General features: G+C 75.8%; 14 protein-coding genes. 7 read left to right on the top strand and 7 right to left on the bottom strand.

From position 1 onward, the window contains the following. Nucleotides 1-9 precede the first annotated feature (9 nt). The gene (gene nusA, locus ACGFZ2_RS09515; protein ID WP_357453215.1) at nucleotides 10-1,053 is read right to left on the bottom strand and encodes a transcription termination factor NusA; all 1,044 of its coding nucleotides are present in this window, start codon (nucleotides 1,051-1,053) and stop codon (nucleotides 10-12) included. Continuing rightward, nucleotides 1,050-1,751, bottom strand: coding sequence for a ribosome maturation factor RimP (rimP, locus tag ACGFZ2_RS09510; protein WP_393266621.1), 702 nt, complete (start codon nucleotides 1,749-1,751; stop codon nucleotides 1,050-1,052). Before rimP ends, nusA begins: the two co-directional genes overlap by 4 nt. A gap of 230 nt (nucleotides 1,752-1,981) precedes the next feature. Here rimP and ACGFZ2_RS09505 point away from each other — a divergent pair, with 230 nt between their 5' ends. The 6 genes from ACGFZ2_RS09505 (at nucleotide 1,982) to ACGFZ2_RS09480 (ending at nucleotide 7,922) form a co-directional block, all read left to right on the top strand. Next, complete coding sequence (locus tag ACGFZ2_RS09505; RefSeq protein ID WP_357693945.1) at nucleotides 1,982-2,431, top strand: hypothetical protein; 450 nt, start codon at nucleotides 1,982-1,984, stop codon at nucleotides 2,429-2,431. Then, complete coding sequence (locus ACGFZ2_RS09500; RefSeq protein WP_393451761.1) at nucleotides 2,428-2,880, top strand: ferritin-like domain-containing protein; 453 nt, start codon at nucleotides 2,428-2,430, stop codon at nucleotides 2,878-2,880. Before ACGFZ2_RS09505 ends, ACGFZ2_RS09500 begins: the two co-directional genes overlap by 4 nt. A 64-nt stretch (nucleotides 2,881-2,944) precedes the next feature. After that, nucleotides 2,945-3,532 (top strand): PadR family transcriptional regulator, encoded by a 588-nt coding sequence (locus ACGFZ2_RS09495; RefSeq protein ID WP_350704982.1) that lies wholly within the window; start codon nucleotides 2,945-2,947, stop codon nucleotides 3,530-3,532. Then, complete coding sequence (locus ACGFZ2_RS09490) at nucleotides 3,529-4,287, top strand: ABC transporter ATP-binding protein (protein WP_393266627.1); 759 nt, start codon at nucleotides 3,529-3,531, stop codon at nucleotides 4,285-4,287. Before ACGFZ2_RS09495 ends, ACGFZ2_RS09490 begins: the two co-directional genes overlap by 4 nt. Then, nucleotides 4,284-6,986 (top strand): FtsX-like permease family protein, encoded by a 2,703-nt coding sequence (locus ACGFZ2_RS09485; protein WP_393451758.1) that lies wholly within the window; start codon nucleotides 4,284-4,286, stop codon nucleotides 6,984-6,986. Before ACGFZ2_RS09490 ends, ACGFZ2_RS09485 begins: the two co-directional genes overlap by 4 nt. Nucleotides 6,987-7,184: 198 nt before the next feature. Beyond that, nucleotides 7,185-7,922, top strand: a complete 738-nt coding sequence (locus tag ACGFZ2_RS09480; RefSeq protein WP_393266631.1) for a nucleotidyltransferase domain-containing protein — start codon at nucleotides 7,185-7,187, stop codon at nucleotides 7,920-7,922. Between the two features lie 82 nt (nucleotides 7,923-8,004). Here ACGFZ2_RS09480 and ACGFZ2_RS09475 read toward each other — a convergent pair whose 3' ends face one another. Beyond that, nucleotides 8,005-8,721, bottom strand: coding sequence for a VIT1/CCC1 transporter family protein (locus tag ACGFZ2_RS09475; protein ID WP_350704974.1), 717 nt, complete (start codon nucleotides 8,719-8,721; stop codon nucleotides 8,005-8,007). After that, the gene (gene map, locus ACGFZ2_RS09470) at nucleotides 8,718-9,575 is read right to left on the bottom strand and encodes a type I methionyl aminopeptidase (RefSeq protein ID WP_357453238.1); all 858 of its coding nucleotides are present in this window, start codon (nucleotides 9,573-9,575) and stop codon (nucleotides 8,718-8,720) included. Before map ends, ACGFZ2_RS09475 begins: the two co-directional genes overlap by 4 nt. A gap of 96 nt (nucleotides 9,576-9,671) precedes the next feature. Between map and ACGFZ2_RS09465 the strand changes: the two genes are divergently transcribed. Then, nucleotides 9,672-9,989 (top strand): STAS domain-containing protein, encoded by a 318-nt coding sequence (locus ACGFZ2_RS09465; protein ID WP_363702578.1) that lies wholly within the window; start codon nucleotides 9,672-9,674, stop codon nucleotides 9,987-9,989. 34 nt (nucleotides 9,990-10,023) lie between these two features. Here ACGFZ2_RS09465 and ACGFZ2_RS09460 read toward each other — a convergent pair whose 3' ends face one another. From ACGFZ2_RS09460 to ACGFZ2_RS09450, 3 genes are all read right to left on the bottom strand, one after another. After that, nucleotides 10,024-13,686: a SpoIIE family protein phosphatase gene (locus ACGFZ2_RS09460; RefSeq protein WP_393451754.1), complete on the bottom strand. Its 3,663-nt coding sequence runs from the start codon at nucleotides 13,684-13,686 to the stop codon at nucleotides 10,024-10,026. A 178-nt stretch (nucleotides 13,687-13,864) separates the two neighbouring features. Then, nucleotides 13,865-14,632 carry a 3-oxoacyl-ACP reductase gene (locus ACGFZ2_RS09455; protein ID WP_393451751.1) on the bottom strand — a complete coding sequence of 256 codons (768 nt, stop codon included), beginning with the start codon at nucleotides 14,630-14,632 and terminating at the stop codon, nucleotides 13,865-13,867. Between the two features lie 5 nt (nucleotides 14,633-14,637). Further along, nucleotides 14,638-16,002 (bottom strand): aldehyde dehydrogenase family protein, encoded by a 1,365-nt coding sequence (locus tag ACGFZ2_RS09450; RefSeq protein WP_393451748.1) that lies wholly within the window; start codon nucleotides 16,000-16,002, stop codon nucleotides 14,638-14,640. Nucleotides 16,003-16,017: the final 15 nt, after the last annotated feature.

The following is a 16,017-nucleotide window of genomic DNA, read 5'->3' as shown; positions in this document are numbered from 1 at the left end:
AGTCTACCCCTAGGCGCCCGAGATCGCGCTGCCCGGCTCCGGGACGTGATCAGCCCCGCTCCGGCCGCTCGCCCCGGCCTGCTCCGCGTCGGACCGGATGTCGATCCGCCAACCGGTCAGCCGGGCAGCAAGCCGGGCATTCTGCCCCTCCCTGCCGATGGCGAGGGAGAGCTGGAAGTCCGGCACCGTCACCCGGGCCGTCCGGGTGGCCAGGTCGACCACCTCGACCCGCAGCGCCTTGGCCGGCGACAACGCGTTGCCGACGAAGGTCGCCGGGTCGTCCGACCAGTCGATGATGTCGATCTTCTCGCCGTGCAGCTCGCTCATCACCGCGCGGACCCGCTGGCCCATCGGGCCGATGCAGGCCCCCTTGGCGTTCACGCCCTGGGCGGTGGAGCGGACCGCGATCTTCGTACGGTGACCCGCCTCACGTGCGATCGCGCCGATCTCGACCGTGCCGTCGGCGATCTCCGGCACCTCGAGCGCGAAGAGCTTCTTGACCAGCGCCGGGTGCGAACGGGACAGGGTGATCTGCGGGCCGCGCATCCCCTTGGCCACGTGCACCACCACGCAGCGGATCCGCTCGCCGTGGACGTACCGCTCGCCGGGCACCTGCTCCGACTGCGGCAGGACGCCCTCCAGCTTGCCCAGGTCGACGGTGACGATGCCCTTCTCCGCCCGCGCCTCGTGCGCCTGCACCACGCCGGTGACCAGGTCGCCGTCGCGGCCGACGTACTCGCCGAAGTGCACCTCGTCGGTGGCCTCCCGCAGCCGCTGGAGGATCACCTGCTTCGCGGTCATGGCGGCGATCCGGCCGAAGTCGTGCGGGGTGTCGTCCCACTCCCGCACCACCGTGCCGTCGTCGTCCAGCTCCTGCGCGTAGACCAGGGCCGCGCCGGACTTGCGGTCGATCTCCACCCGGGCGTGCGGTTCCGCCCCCTCGGTGTGCCGGTAGGCCGTCAGCAGCGCGGTCTCGATCGCCGCGAGGATCGTGTCGAACGGGATCTCCCGCTCGCGCTCGAGTGCGCGCAGCGCCGCGAGGTCGATGTTCACCTCTCCTCGTCCTCCACATCATCTTCGTCGTCGAAGTCGTCGGTGTCGTCCATGTCGTCGGGTTCGTCCGTCTCCTCGATCTCGTCGAGGCGGTGGAACTCGACCTGCACCCGGCCGGGGCCGAGCTCGGCGTAGGTCCACGTGGTGCGGCCGGTGTCGGTCTCCAGCACCACGCGTTCGTCGTCGGCCTCGACCACCCGGCCGGTGACCTGCCGGTCGCCGGCGGGCTGCCCGGCGCGCTGCCCGGGCGGAGCGCCCGCGCCGCGGGCGGTCACCTTGACCAGCCGCCCGACGTTGCGCCGCCAGTGCCGGGGCAGGGTCAGCGGCCGGTCCACGCCCGGGGAGCTGACCTCCAGCTGGTATTCCCCGGCGACGATGTCACCCCCGGACTCCTCGGCCGCGTCGAGGGCCGCGGAGACGGCCCGGGAGACCTCGGCGACGGCGTCCAGGTTGATCCCGCCGTCGGCGTCCACGATCACCCGCACCACGTGCCGGCGGCCCGCCCGGGAGACGGTGAGCTCCTCCAGGTCGTAGCCGGCGCCGGCGACCACCGGCTCGATGACCTCACGCAGCCGGGCCCGCCGGGCGGCGAGGTCGCCGCGCGGGCCGCCGGCGCGTTCCCCGCCCCGGGGGGCGTCGGCGCGCCGGGGTCTGCCCGCCGGACCCGTCGACCTCGTGGCACGGCCACGCTGCGTCATCTCCGCACCCTTCTCGTGATCGACGGCGCCCCGATCGGTCGCCATGCCGGTATGCCACCGGAGCTGACGCGCCGGTGGCTGCGCAGAGCGTAACGCGCCTGCCGGGCACCGGACCGGGCGGCGCACCGACGCCGGTGGCCCACGTACGGCCGGTGATGGTGTTGACTTGTCCGGTGGCGACGGGCAGAACGACACAACGCGGCGGAGCAACCGGGCATTCCCGGCGAACGGTGCTGCGCGCCGGGGCGCTCCTGGCACTCGGCGGCGCGACGGCGCCACTGACCGGCTGTGATCTTCTCGACCGCGACGACGATCCCAGTCCCGGGCCCGACCCGCTCACGCCGCTGCTCGACGAGGCGCTCCGGCTCGCCGCCGGGCACCGCGACGCCGCCGCGGCGCACCCCGCGCTGGCCGGCCTGCTCACCCCGATCGCCGAGGCGCACGGCGCGCACGCGGCCGAGCTGGCCCGGGTGATCGGCGTGCCGCTGCCCTCGGCGCCCGCCGCGGCCACCCCCGCCCCGGCGGCCGACCCGGCCGCCGCCCGGGCCGCGCTGCGGGAGCGCGAGCGCACCGGCCGGGAGACGGCGACCAGTGCCTGCGCGGCGGCGCCGGCGGAGCGGGCCGCCCTGCTCGCCTCGATCGCCGCCGCCCGGGCCACGCACGTGGAGGCGCTGAAGTGACCGCACCGACACCGTCACCGACCGGGCCGGCCGGAGCCCTGGGCGCGGCGCTCACCGCCGAGTACGCGGCGATCTGGGCCTACGGCCCCATCGGGGTACGCCTCACCGGCGCGGCCCGGACCGCCGCCCGCGAGGCGGAGGCCGCGCACCGGCGCCGCCGCGACGACCTGGTGATGCAGCTGAGCGCGGGCGGCGGCAGCGTCCCGCCCGACCGGGCGGGCTACGCCCTGCCGTTCCCGGTGACCGACCGGGCGAGCGCGCTGCGGCTCGCCGTCGAGGTGGAGGAGCGCACCGCGGCGTTCTGGCGGGCGGCGGTGCCCGCCACCACCGGCGCCGACCGCGACCGGGCGCTGGCCGCCCTGGTCGAGTACGCCCTGCGGGCGACCCGCTGGCGCCGGACGGCCGGAATCACCCCGCTGACCGTGCCGTTCCCCGGCCGGCCCGCCTGACCGCCGCTGCCGGCGGTGACGCTCCGGTTGCGGGTCGCATACCAGGTATGCATACTCCGGAGCCATGTCCATCCGTCACGGGCTGCTCGCCCTGCTCGAACGCGGCCAGATGTACGGCTACCAGCTCCGCGCCGCGTTCGAGGAGTCGACCGGCTCGACCTGGCCGCTGAACATCGGGCAGGTCTACACCACCCTGTCCCGCCTGGAGCGGGACGGGCTGGTCCGCTCGCTCCCCGAGAGCGAGGCCGGGCAGCGCCCGTACGAGATCACCGACGCCGGGCGGACGGACCTGGCGCTGTGGTTCGCCACCCCGATCAGCCGCACCGACCGGCCCCGCGACGAGTTGGCGATCAAGCTGGCCCTCGCGCTGACCACGCCCGGCGTCGACGTGCGCTCGGTGGTGCAGACCCAGCGCAGCGCGACCATGCGGACGCTGCAGGAGTTGACCCGGTTGAAGTACGCCAGCGACCGCCCGGAGGACCTGCCGTGGCGGCTGGTGCTGGACGCCATGGTCTTCCAGGCCGAGGCCGAGGTGCGCTGGCTGGACCACTGCGAGACGAGCCTGGTGCGCTACCGTCCGACGGGGCCCGGCCGCGCGCCGACGACGCCCGCCGAGGCGGTGGACCGGGCGGACGAGGAGGCGCGACGGTGAGCGTGGGCAGCGGGCCGGCGGGCGACAGCCCGGCCCCGGCCGTGCTCGATGTGCGCGACGTGCACCGCACCCACGGCACCGGGCCGGCGGCGGTGCACGCGCTGCGCGGCGTGAGCCTCGCCGTCCACCCGGGCGAGCTCGTCGCGGTGATGGGGCCCTCCGGCTCCGGGAAGTCCACCCTGTTGGCCCTCGCCGGTGGGCTGGACGGCCCGACCGCCGGCGAGGTGCTCGTCGAGGGCGAGCACCTCGGCGCCCTGGACCGGCGCCGCCTCGCCCAGGTGCGTCGCCGCCGGATCGGCTACATCTTCCAGGACCTGAACCTGCTCGGCAGCCTCACCGCCGTGGAGAACGTCGCGCTCCCCCTGGAACTCGACGGGACCGGCGTCCGGCGGGCGCGCCGGCTGGCGCTGGACGCGCTGGCCGAGGTGGGCCTGCCGGAACTCGGCGACCGGTTCCCCGACCAGCTCTCCGGCGGCCAGCAGCAGCGGGTGGCGATCGCCCGCGCGCTGGTCGGCGAGCGCCGGCTGGTGCTCGCCGACGAGCCCACCGGGGCGCTGGACTCGCAGACCGGCGAGGCGGTGCTGCACCTGCTGCGCCGGCGGGTCGACGCCGGGGCCGCCGCAGTCCTGGTCACCCACGAGGCGCGGCACGCCGCCTGGGCCGACCGGGTGGTCTTCCTCCGCGACGGGGTGCTGGTCGACTCGACGGCCCCGCTCGGCAGCGTGGAGCAGCTGTTGACCGGCAGCGGTCGGTGACGGCGGGCCGGGGCGGCCGGCTCGCGGGCGCCGTCGGCTCCTGGTGGGTGGCGCTGCGGATCGCCCGCCGGGAGGCCCGACGGGCGCGGGGGCGTACGGCGCTGGTGCTCGCGATGATCACGCTGCCGGTGCTGGTGCTGACCTTCACCGCGGTGAGCTGGGACATGTCCGAGCTGACCCGGGCCGAGCGGACCGAGCGACAGCTCGGTGTCGCCGACGCGGAACTGCTCTGGGTGGCGCGCGGGCCGGTCACCCAGGACTCCTGGGGCGATGGCTGGGTGTCCGACCACGACGCGACCCCGCCGGCCGAACGGGTCACCGCCGAACAGGTCACCGCCCTGCTGCCGGCCGGGAGCCGGGTCGTCCCGCTGCGCCGCTGGGTGAACTTCGACGCCCGGGTCGGCGACCGGGTCGACCGGGACGTCACCGGCCGCGCCGTGGACCTCGCGGACCCGCTCGGCCGGGGGCTGGCCCGGTTCCGTTCCGGCCGGGCGCCGGCCGGGCCGGACGAGATCGCGCTGAGCCCCGCCGCGCTGCGCCGACTCGACGTCCGTCCCGGTGGCACCGTCACGTCCGGGGACGGCTCCCGCTCGTGGCGGGTGGTCGGGGTGGTCGAGTACCCGGACGACCTGGGACCGATCGTCACGCTGCACCCGGCGACCGCCGGTCCGACGGACGCCGAGCCGGACATGACCTGGCTGGTGGACCTGCCCGGGACGGCGGACGAGACACTGTTCCGCCGGCTCAACGACCACGGCGTCGTGGTCCACGCCCGCACCCCCGCCCCGCCCTCGGGGGTGGACTTCGCCGGGCCCGAACCGTTCTCCTCGGTCGACGTCGAGGGGATGAGCGTGTCGGTACTCGTCGGCGGGCTGGGGCTGCTGGAGGTGGTGCTGCTCGTCGGCCCGGCCTTCGCGGTCGGCGTACGGCGGCGGCGCCGGGACCTCGCGTTGGTCGCGGTGGCGGGCGGCGACGACGCCCACCTGCGCCGGATCGTGCTGGCCGACGGCGTGGTGCTGGGCGCCCTCGGGGCGGCCACCGGGCTCACGCTCGGCGTCGCCGCCGCGTTCGCCGCCCGGCCGCTGGTCGAGCAGCACCTCTACGGCGCGCGCTTCGGCGGGTACCGCTGCTGGCCGGAGGCCCTGGTGGCGGTCGCGGCCGTCGCGGTGCTGTCCGGCGTGCTGGCCGCGCTGGCCCCGGCCTGGGCGGCGGCCCGGCAGGACGTGGTGGCCGGGCTGGCCGGCCGCCGCACCCCGCCCGCGCACCGGCGGCGCTGGCTCACGGCCGGCGTGTGCATGGCGGCCGGCGGGGCGGCGCTGGCCGCGTTCGGGGCCGCCCGGACGTCGCCGCCGGTGATCCTCGCCGGTCTGGTCCTCGGCGAGCTGGGGCTGGTCTTCGCCACCCCGACGCTGGTCGGCCTGCTCGCCCGGCTCGGGCGGTCGCTCCCGCTGGCGCCCCGGATCGCGCTGCGCGACGCCAGCCGCAACCGTTCCTCGGCCGCCCCGGCGATCTCGGCGGTGATGGCGGCGGTCGCCGGCAGCGTCGCGGTCGGGGTGTACCTGGCCAGCGACCACGCGCGGAGTGCCGCGACGTACGAGCCGAGTATGCCCGCCGGCACGGTGCTGGTGCACCGGCCGGACCTGGACACCGCACCCGCCCTGGCCCGGGTCACCGAGGCGGCCCGCGACCAGCTCGGCGCCGCCACGGTGGCGCCGCTGGCCGGGGTGCGGTGCACGACGGAGGCCGAGCCCTGCTCGGTCGCTCCGGTGCTGCCGCCGCACCGGGCGTGTCCCTGGCCGGCCGGCGACGGCCTGAGCGAGGCCGAGCGGCGGCAGGCCCGGGCGGACGCCCGCTGCCGGGGCGACAACCTCCACGGCGCGTACTTCCAGGTGCTGGTGGACGATGGGAACGCCCTGCCGCTGCTGACCGGTGCCGACCCCGCCGACGTCGCCGCCGCGGCCGCCGTGCTGCGCGCCGGCGGCGCGGTGGTGACCGATCCGCGCTACGTGGTGGACGGGCGGATCGAGGTGGCGGTGAACGGGTCGGGACCGGCCGGGCCGGTGACCTCGGCGCCCACCGCCGTCGCCGCGTACGCGCTGCGCACCGGGGTGCCGACGGAGCGGCTGCTGCTCTCGCGGCGGGCGGCCGACCGGCTCGGGCTGGCCACCCGTGCGCTCGGCTGGGCCGTCGCGGCCGACGGGGCACCCGACCAGGGCCGGCAGGACCGGTTCGCCACCGCGCTGCGCCCGCTCGGCGCCCACGTGGAGATCGAGCAGGGCGACCGGTCGGACGACGGGCGGCCGGTGCTGCTCCTGCTGGCCGCCGCGGCCGGGGTGATCACCGTGGGCGCCGCCGGCATCGCCACCGGGCTGGCGGCGGCCGAGGGGCGCGCCGACCTGTCCACGCTGGCCGCGGTGGGCGCCGGCCCCGGCCTGCGCCGGCTCCTGTCGCTGTGCCAGTCGGGGGTGATCGCCGTGCTGGGCTCGGTGCTCGGCATCGTCGCCGGCCTCGGCTCGGCGGTGATCATCCTGACCGCCCTGAACCGCCGGTACGCCGGCTCGTGGCCGGTTCAGGACCCGTACCCGGTGGTGGTCCCGTGGGCGACCCTCGGCGTCCTGGTGGTGGTGCCGCTGGTCGCGATGCTCGGCGCGGGACTGTTCACCCGGTCCCGGCTGCCGGTCGAGCGACGCCTCGACTGACCGGCCGGCGCCGCGCACACTGGTGCCCGGGCCCGTCCTGCAAGCCCTCACCCGCCGCGTCGAGAGTCCCCACCGGGCGCGGCGGGCCGGGCGGGTCGGGCGGGCGCGACTAGGCTGGTGCGGTGACCTGCGCCGCCGCGACACCGCGGGCCGGCTCGTGCCGGGCGGCCCGGTCGGCGAGGGCGTGAGGTGGTCGGCGTGGACGTGGACGGCGTGGCCTCCGGCGGCGACCCGCACCCGGGCGATCCACGCTGGGCGGTGGCCGAGCGGGTCGCCGACGCCGCCCGCCGGCGCTTCCCGGCCGACGTGCTCGCCGTCGCCGTGCACGGCCCGCTCGCGCACGGCGACGACGACGGCGGCGGGGACGGCGAGGTCGGGCTGCTGGTGGTGACCTACCGGCCCGGCGGCGGCCCGCCCCCGGCGACCCGGCGGGTCGACGGCGTGCTGGTCGACCTGACCGTGGCCGGCGCGGACGACTACCTCCACCAGGCCCGGCTGATCTCCCCGCTCTGGCCGCTGACCGCCGACCGGTACGTCAGCACCCGGGCGCTGCACGACCCGACCGGCTGGCTGCGCACGCTCCGTGACGAGCACCTGGGCCGGCTGGCCCGTGCCCGGCCGGCCGAGTTCAGCACGGCGGCCCGGCAGGCGTGGTACAGGGGCAGCGCGGCGCACGCCCGGGCGGCCCGGCTGGCCGGGTGGTACGAGACCGACCAGGCCCTGCTGATGCTCGGCGAGGCGCGGCTGGCGGCGGCCACCGTGAACGGGCTGCTCAGCCGCACCTACTTCCGCGACCCCGGGGACGCGGTGCGGCGCACCGGCCTGGCCGGCGCGGACATGACCGAGGTGGGTGCCGTGCTGGCCCGCCAGGCGGCGGAGCTGACGGCCCGGGGCCGCCCCGTCGACGGGACGGTCGACGACCTCCTCGACGGCTGACCCGCCGCGCGGCGGCGGGACGCCCTGGCCGACGAACCGGAGCGCCTACGACCGGCTCCGCCGGCCCGAGGGCGCGGCGGCGTCAGCCGAGGGCGCCCTGGACGCCGATGAGGGCGCCGACGAGGTAGGTGGCGCCGGCCGCCGCGGCACCCAGCAGGAGCTGGCGCAGGCCGCCGGACCACCAGGGCCGGGCGGTGAACCGGGCGACCACCGCCCCGGCCGCGAAGAGCCCGAGCCCACCGACGGCCAGCGCCAGCCAGAGGCTGGTCGAGCCGAACAGGTAGGTCAGCAGCGGCACCAGGGCCCCGACCGAGAAGAACAGGAACGACGAGATCGCGGCCGCCCACGGGCTGGGCTGGTCGTCGGGGTCGACGCCCAACTCCTCCCGGACGTGCACCCGCAGCGCCTCCTCCGGGTTGCGCCGCACGGCCTCGGCGACCTGCATGGCGAGGTCGTGCGGCAGGCCCCGGGCGACCCACGCCTCGGCCAGCTCGCGCGCCTCCGCCTCGGGGTGCCGCTCCAGCTCGCGGCGTTCCTTGGCCACCTCGGCCGCGACCTGCTCGTTGGCCGAGCGGACGCTCGTGTACTCCCCCAGCCCCATCGAGATGGCACCGGCCACCAGGCCGGCGGTGCCGGTGAGCACGATGCTGCGGGGCGACACCCCGCCGCCGCCGACGCCCGCGATCAGGGCGATGTTGGTGACGAGGCCGTCCATCGCGCCGAAGACGGCGGGCCGCAGCCAGCCGCCGGACACGTCCGCGTGGTGCGCCTCGCGCAGCGCCGCAGGGGTGTCGGTCACGGCAGTGTGAGGATCTCGTGGCCGTCCTCGGTCACCACGATGGTGTGCTCGAACTGCGCGGTCCACTTGCGGTCCTTGGTGACCACCGTCCAGCCGTCGTCCCACATGTCGTACTGGTGGGTGCCGAGGGTGATCATCGGCTCGATCGTGAACGTCATCCCCGGCTCCATCACGTCGGTCGGGCGGGGGCTGTCGTAGTGCGGCACGTAGAGCCCGCTGTGGAAGGACTCGCCGATGCCGTGGCCGGTGAAGTCGCGGACCACGCCGTAGCCGAAGCGCTTCGCGTACGACTCGATGACCCGGCCGACCACGTTGATCTGGCGGCCCGGGGCGACCGCGCGGATGCCGCGCATCATCGCCTCGTGGGTCCGCTCGACCAGCAGCCGGGCCTCCTCGCTGACCTCGCCGACGCAGAAGGTGGCGTCGGTGTCGCCGTGCACCCCGTTGATGTACGCCGTGACGTCGACGTTGATGATGTCGCCGTCGGCGAGCACGGTGGAGTCGGGGATGCCGTGGCAGATCACCTCGTTGAGGCTGGTGCAGCAGGACTTGGGGAAGCCCTTGTAGCCCAACGTCGACGGGTAGGCGCCGTGGTCGCAGAGGAACTCGTGCACGACCCGGTCGATCTCGTCGGTGGTCACGCCGGGCTTGCAGTGCTCACCCGCGAGCTGGGTGGCCTGGGCGGCGAGCCGACCCGCGATCCGCATCTTCTCGACGGTCTCCGGGGTCTGCACGTGCGAGCCGCGCCACTCCTGGGGACGCTTCTTGCCCACGTACTCGGGGCGGACGATGTGGGCGGGCACGGGCCGCAACGGAGAGAGCGTGCCTGGGGTCAGCGGCGCACGGACGGTCATGGGCCCAAGCCTATCGCCGCGGGGCCGGGCGGCCCCCGCCCCCGCCCGCCCGGCCCGGTTGTTGCCGCGCCCGAGAGGCTGTGCCATTGTGGCTGCGTGGATCAAGGGGACGGCGCGCCTCCCGTATTCTCCGCCAGCGCGGAGGCCGACGGTGGTCACGTCCGCGTCGTGGTGACCGGCGAGGTCGACATGGCCACCGCCGACACGATGGTCCAGACCGTGCTGCGGGAGCCGGCCGAGCGGGTGACGCTCGACCTGCGGGCGGTCACCTTCTTCGACTCGGCGGCGATCCACGCCGTGGTCCGGCTCGCCCAGCAGTTCCCCGACGCCCTCGCCGTCCTGCCGTCCCGGCAGGTCCGCCGCGTGCTGGACATCGCCGGTCTGGGCGAGCAGACCTGGCTCCGCCCGGCCTGATCCCGCGCCGCTCCGGCCGCCGCCGGGCGGGTGCTCAGTCCGCCAGCCGCCGGCGCAGCGTCACTTCCGTCCCCTCGGGGGTACGCGTGACCGACATCTCCCCCAGCGCCTCGATAAGGGACAACCCCCGCCCGCGGAAGCCCGACCCGGTCGACTCCCGCCACCGCCCGCTGTCGCGCACGGTGGCCACCACGGTGCGATCCTCGATGACCACCTCGACGGCGATCGCCGGCTCCGCGGGGTCGACGGGATGCTCGATGGCGTTGGCGGCCGCCTCGGAGACGGCGACGGTCAGGTCGAACAGGTCCGTCTCGTTGACGGAGTGGGCGACGAGGAAGTCCTCCAGCCGCTTGCGCAGCACGCTGAGCCGGGTGGGGTCGGTCGGCAGCCGCAGCGCGAACCGGTTGAGTTCCGCCGCCTCCAGGGCCAGCACCGCGACGTCGTCGCGCAGGGGCCGCCCGGCGATCCGCCGGACCACGGCGTCGATCACGTCGGTCACGTGCTCGCCGGGCGTCGCCGCGTCCTGCCTGAGCCGGGCCAGCGCGTCGTCGATGTCTAGCTGCCGGTCCTCGATCAGCCCGTCGGTGTAGAGCAGCAGCCGGCTGCCCGGGGTCAGTTCCCCCTCGACCGTCCGGTAGGACGTGTCGGGGATCGCCCCGACGGGCGGGCCGAGCGCCCGGTCGTGCAGGAACGCCACGTCGTCCCCCCGGATCAGCAGCGGCGAGGGGTGGCCGGCGCTGGCGTACCGCAGCCGGCCGGTGCGCGGGCTGAACCAGAGGCAGACCACGGTGGCGAAGGAGCGGCCCTCCGTCGTCCCGACCAGCCGGTTGAGCCGGGTCAGCGACTCGCCCGGGTCGAACCCCTCCAGCACGTACGCCCGCAGCGCGTTGCGGAGCTGGCCCATCGCCGCCGCCGCGCGGACGCCCTTGCCCACCACGTCGCCGATGACCAGCACCAGCTCGTCGTCGCACAGGGCGACGACGTCGTACCAGTCTCCGCCGACCTCCACGTCGGCGCTGCCCGGCAGGTAGCGGCTGGCGACGACGGCGCCCGGCAGCTGCGGCAGCGACCGGGGCAGCAGGCTGTGCTGGAGCGTGGTGGCGATGCGGTGCTCGGCCTCGTAGAGCTGGGCGTTCTCCAGTCGCACGCCGACCAGCCGGGCGAGCTGGGTGAGCGCGGCCTCGTCGGTGCGGGCGCCGTCGCCGTCCGGCCGCCAGACCCGCAGCTCGCCGAGCTGCTCGCCGACGGTGCCGGTCAGCGGCAGCACGAAGGACGGCTCGACGGGGGCCGACCCGCCGCCGTCGGCCTCGAAGCGCATCCCGGTCGCCGAGACCACCACCCGGGCGGCCTCGGCGAGGCTGAGCGCGTGCCGCGCGGCGACCTGGAGCACGTCGGCCGTGGATCGGGCGGTGTTGACCGCCACCGCGGCGTCGGCCAGCGCCCGTAGCCCGCGGATGATCTGGCCGCGGAGCTGGCCCAGCTCGACGTTGGCCCGGACCCGGGCGATCAACTCCTGGCCGGAGAAGGGCTTGGTGAGGTAGTCGTCGGCGCCGGCCGAGAGCCCGGCGACCGCCTCGGCGGAGCCGGCGCGGGCCGACAGCAGCACGATCGGCACGTGCCGGGTACGCGCGTCCGCACGCAGCGCGGCGACCAGCCCGAAGCCGTCCAGCCGAGGCATCATCACGTCGGTCAGCACCAGGTCGAAGGCGCCGTCGACGGCCAGCCGCAGCGCCTCCAGGCCGTCGGTCACCGCGACCACCTCCCATGACGGGGCGAGCAGCCGGGTGACGTGTTCGCGCAGGTCGGCGTTGTCGTCGGCGACCAGGATCCGCCCGGCGGCGCCCGACCCGGCCACCCGGGTCGCCCCGGCTCCCGCGGCGTCGGCCCAGCGGGCGGTCTCCGCCACGTACAGGTCGGCCCGCACCAGCTCGACCGGCGCCGGGGGGCCGGCGTCGGCGACCCGTTCGGGCGGCAGGTGCCCGGTGCCGAAGGGGACGGTCACGGTGAACGTGCTGCCCTCGTCCACGCGGCTGCTGGCGGCCACCTCGCCGCCGTGCATCTCGACCAGCTCGCGGACCAGCGCCAGACCGATCCCGGTGCCCTCGTGGGTGCGCGAGCGCGCCCCCGGCGCCCGGTGGAAGCGGTCGAATACCTGCGGCAGCTCCTCGGGGACGATGCCGACGCCCGTGTCGGCGACCTCCAGCCGGGCGGTGCCGTCGACGGCGCGGACCCGCACCCGGATCTCCCCGTCGAAGGTGAACTTCACCGCGTTCGACACCAGGTTGAGGACGATCTTCTCCCACATGTCCCGGTCCACGAAGACCGGTGCCGGCAGCGGCGGGCAGTCGACCACCAGGCGCAGCCCGGCCCGATCGGCCGCCGAGCGGAACGTGCTGGCCAGCCGGGAGGTGTAGTCCGCCAGGTCGGTCGGCTGGTAATGGGCGGCCAGCCGACCGGACTCCAGCCGGGAGAAGTCGAGCACCGTGTTGACGAGCTTGAGCAGCCGCAGCGCGTTGCGGTGCATGGTGGTGAGCCGGTCCGTGTACGCCGCGGGCAGCGCCGGGTCGGCGAGCAGGTCCTCCAGCGGGCCGAGCACCAGGGTCAACGGGGTGCGGAACTCGTGGCTGATGTTGGCGAAGAAGTTGGTCTTGGCCCGGTCGAGGGCGGCCAGCTCGGCGGCCCGGGCGCGCTGGTGCTCGTACGCCTGCTGCTTGCCGACGGCCCGGGAGACCTGCGCGGCGACCAGGTCGAAGAAGTCGCGGTACTCGGCGGTCAGCGGCAGCCGGCGGGCGAGGCCGACGACCAGCGTCCCGACGGTCTCGTTCGCCGCGGTGACCGGCAGCACCAGCGCCCGCTCGGCCGCGCCGGCCGGGACCCGGGCGAGCAGGTCCGTCACGGCGACGGTGGTGGCGGCGCCGCCGGCGGCGACCTCGGCGAGCGACGCCGGGGACGGCGTGGTGACCGCCGCGGCGTCGACGCCGCTGCGCCCCGCCAGCGCGAGGCGGCCGGTGTCGTCGGGCAGGTGCACCAGGGCGAACGGCACGTCCGGCCGGTGCCGGTCGAACACCGCGGCGGCGGCCCGGCCCAGCTCCGCCGTGCTGCCCACCTCGGCCAACTCGCTGCCCAGCTCCGCCAGCAGCCGCAGCCGGCGCTCGCCGAGCACCCGGCCGGTGGTCTCGTTGACGATGCAGAAGATGCCGTCGACGGTGCCGTCGACGCCCAGGATCGGGTCGTACGAGACGTCGAAGTACGTCTCCTCGAGGAAGCCGTGCCGGTCGAGCGGGAAGGGATGGTCCTCGGCCCGGTACGACCGGCAGCCGCGCCGGACGCCCTCCAGCAGCGGCCCGAGCACGTCCCAGGTCTCCGCCCAGTGCTCGCGGGCCGGCCGGCCCAGCGCGTCCGGGTGCTTGCCGCCGATCGTCGGCCGGTAGGCGTCGTTGTAGAAGGCGAGCTGCTCCTCGCCCCAGAACATGACGATCTGGGCGCTGGAGGCGAGCATCATGCCGACCGCCGCACAGAGCGCAGCCGGCCAGCGGTCCGGGGTGCCCAGCGGGGTGGTGGACCAGTCGAACGCGCGCATCCGCTCGCCCATCTCGCCGCCGGCCGCGAACGCCGCGGCGAGCAGCGGGGGAAACTCCGCTTCCCGGACGCGGTCGGGCGGGTGCCCCTCGTCCACGCCCCCCTGGGCCGAGCTCATGCAGCCTCCCGCTCCGGCCTTCCCCGCCTCGGCCCGATGATCCATCCGGCCGTGCCCCGCTCAGTACCCTGACGGGCCGGCAACGTAACGCATGCCACGCCCTGGTCGCTGATTACGTCCGCTCGGCCGGCCGTCGGCTGCTCGACGGCACCTCCCCCGCCATCCGGAGGGCGCGGGCTCACAGCGGGGTGACGTACGCGCCGGTGATGCCGCCGTCGACCACGAACTGCGCGGCGGTCATGAAGGAGGCGTCGTCGCTGGCGAGGAAGGCCACCGCGGCGGCGATCTCCTCCGGCCTGCCGAACCGCCCCATCGGCACGTGCACCAGCCGGCGGGCCGCGCGCTCCGGTTCGGCGGCGAAGAGCTCCAGCAGCAGCGGGGTGGCGACCGGGCCGGGGCAGAGCGCGTTGACCCGGATGCCCTCCCGGGCGAACTGCACGCCCAGTTCCCGGGTCATCGCCAGCACCCCGCCCTTGCTCGCCGTGTACGCGATCTGCGAGGTGGCCGCGCCCATCAGCGCCACGAACGAGGCGGTGTTGACGATCGAGCCCTTGCCCTGCCGGCGCATGTGCGGGATGACGTGCTTGCAGCAGAGGTAGACGCTCGTGGTGTTGACCCGCAGCACCCGCTCCCAGGCGTCCAGCCCGGTCTCCAGGATGGAGTCGTCCTCCGGCGGGGAGATGCCGGCGTTGTTGAACGCGATGTCGATCCGCCCGTGCCGCTCGGCCACCCCGTCGAAGAGGTCCCGTACGGCCGTCTCGTCGGCGACGTCCGCCGCGACGAACTCGCCGCCCACGGAGTCGGCGGCCCGCTTGCCGGCCTCCGGGTCGATGTCCACGCAGACCACCCGCGCCCCCTCGGCGGCGAACCGCCGCACGGTGGCCAGCCCGATCCCGCTGCCCGCACCGGTGACCACGGCCACCCGGTCCTGAAGACGACCCTGCACGCGCCTCACTCCTCCGTTGCGATGAACACGTTCTTGACGTCGGTGAAGGCGTGCAGCGCGTCCGGGCCCAGCTCGCGGCCCAGCCCGGAGCGCTTCATCCCGCCGAAGGGGGTCCAGTACCGCACCGAGGAGTGCGAGTTGACGCTGAGGTTGCCCGCCTCGACCGCCCGCGCCACCCGGACGGCGCGGCCCACGTCCCGGGTCCAGACCGAGCCGGACAGGCCGTACTCGGTGTCGTTGGCGAGTCGCACCGCGTCGGCCTCGTCGTCGAACGGGAGCACCGAGACGACCGGGCCGAAGATCTCCTCCCGCCAGTGCCGGTCCGCCGTGGAGTCGGCGAGCAGCACCGTCGGGGCGTACCAGAAGCCGGGGCCGTCGGGGCGGGAGCCGGTGAAGGCGACGGTCGCCCCGTCGACGTACCCCGCGACCCGGTCCCGCTGGCCGGCGGAGATGAGCGGGCCCATCTCGGCGGTCTCCCGGGCCGGGTCCTCCACTCGCAACGCCCGCACCGCCAGCTCGAGCAGCTCCAGGAAGCGGTCGTACGCCGGCCGCTGGACCAGGATCCGGGACCGGGCGCAGCAGTCCTGGCCGGCGTTGTCGAAGACGGCGTACGGGGCGGTGGCCGCCGCCTTCTCCAGGTCGGCGTCGGCGAAGACCAGGTTGGCGCTCTTGCCGCCCAGCTCCAGCGTCACCCGCTTCACCTGGGCGGCACAGCCGGCCATGATCCGGGTGCCGACCTCGGTGGAGCCGGTGAAGCAGACCTTGCGGACGGCGGGGTGGGTGACGAAGCGCTCCCCCACCACGGACCCGGCTCCCGGCAGCACCGTGAACACGTCCTCGGGCAGCCCCGCCTCGCGGGCCAGCTCGGCCAGGCGCAGCGCGGTCAGCGGGGTCAACTCGGCGGGTTTGAGCACCACCGTGTTGCCGGCGGCGAGGGCCGGCGCGAAGCCCCAGGCGGCGATCGGCATCGGGAAGTTCCACGGCACGATCACCCCGACCACGCCGAGTGGTTCGTGGAATGTCACGTCCAGCCCGCCCGGCACGGGGATCTGCCGCCCGGTCAGCCGCTCCGGCGCGCCCGCGTAGTAGTCGAGCACGTCCCGGACGTTGCCCGCCTCCCACCGCGCGTTGCCGACGGTGTGCCCCGAGTTGCGCACCTCCAGCTGCGCCAGCTCCTCCAGGTGCGCGTCCACCAGCGCGGCGAACCGGCGCAGCAGCCGCGCCCGGTCCCCCGGCGCCAGTGCCCGCCACCGCGGGTACGCCGCGTCCGCCCGCCCGATCGCCGCGTCGACCTCGTCGGCCGAGGCCGACGGCACGACCGCCACCACCTCGCCCGTCGTCGGGTTCACCACCTCGGTCACGGGCCCCATCCCTTCCCGTCGAGC

This window comes from Micromonospora sp. NPDC048063 (assembly GCF_043202855.1).
Lineage (GTDB): Bacteria > Actinomycetota > Actinomycetes > Mycobacteriales > Micromonosporaceae > Micromonospora.
The sequence above is the reverse complement of the archived record's forward strand: the minus strand, read 5'-3'. Positions and strand labels throughout refer to the sequence as shown.

Coding starts and splice junctions, on each gene's coding strand:
- ACGFZ2_RS09460 (WP_393451754.1), bottom strand. CDS start 13,686: ATGAGCTCGGCCCAGGGGGGCGTGGACGAGGGGCACCCGCCCGACCGC.
- map (WP_357453238.1), bottom strand. CDS start 9,575: ATGACCGTCCGTGCGCCGCTGACCCCAGGCACGCTCTCTCCGTTGCGG.
- rimP (WP_393266621.1), bottom strand. CDS start 1,751: ATGACGCAGCGTGGCCGTGCCACGAGGTCGACGGGTCCGGCGGGCAGA.
- ACGFZ2_RS09450 (WP_393451748.1), bottom strand. CDS start 16,002: ATGGGGCCCGTGACCGAGGTGGTGAACCCGACGACGGGCGAGGTGGTG.
- ACGFZ2_RS09495 (WP_350704982.1), top strand. CDS start 2,945: ATGTCCATCCGTCACGGGCTGCTCGCCCTGCTCGAACGCGGCCAGATG.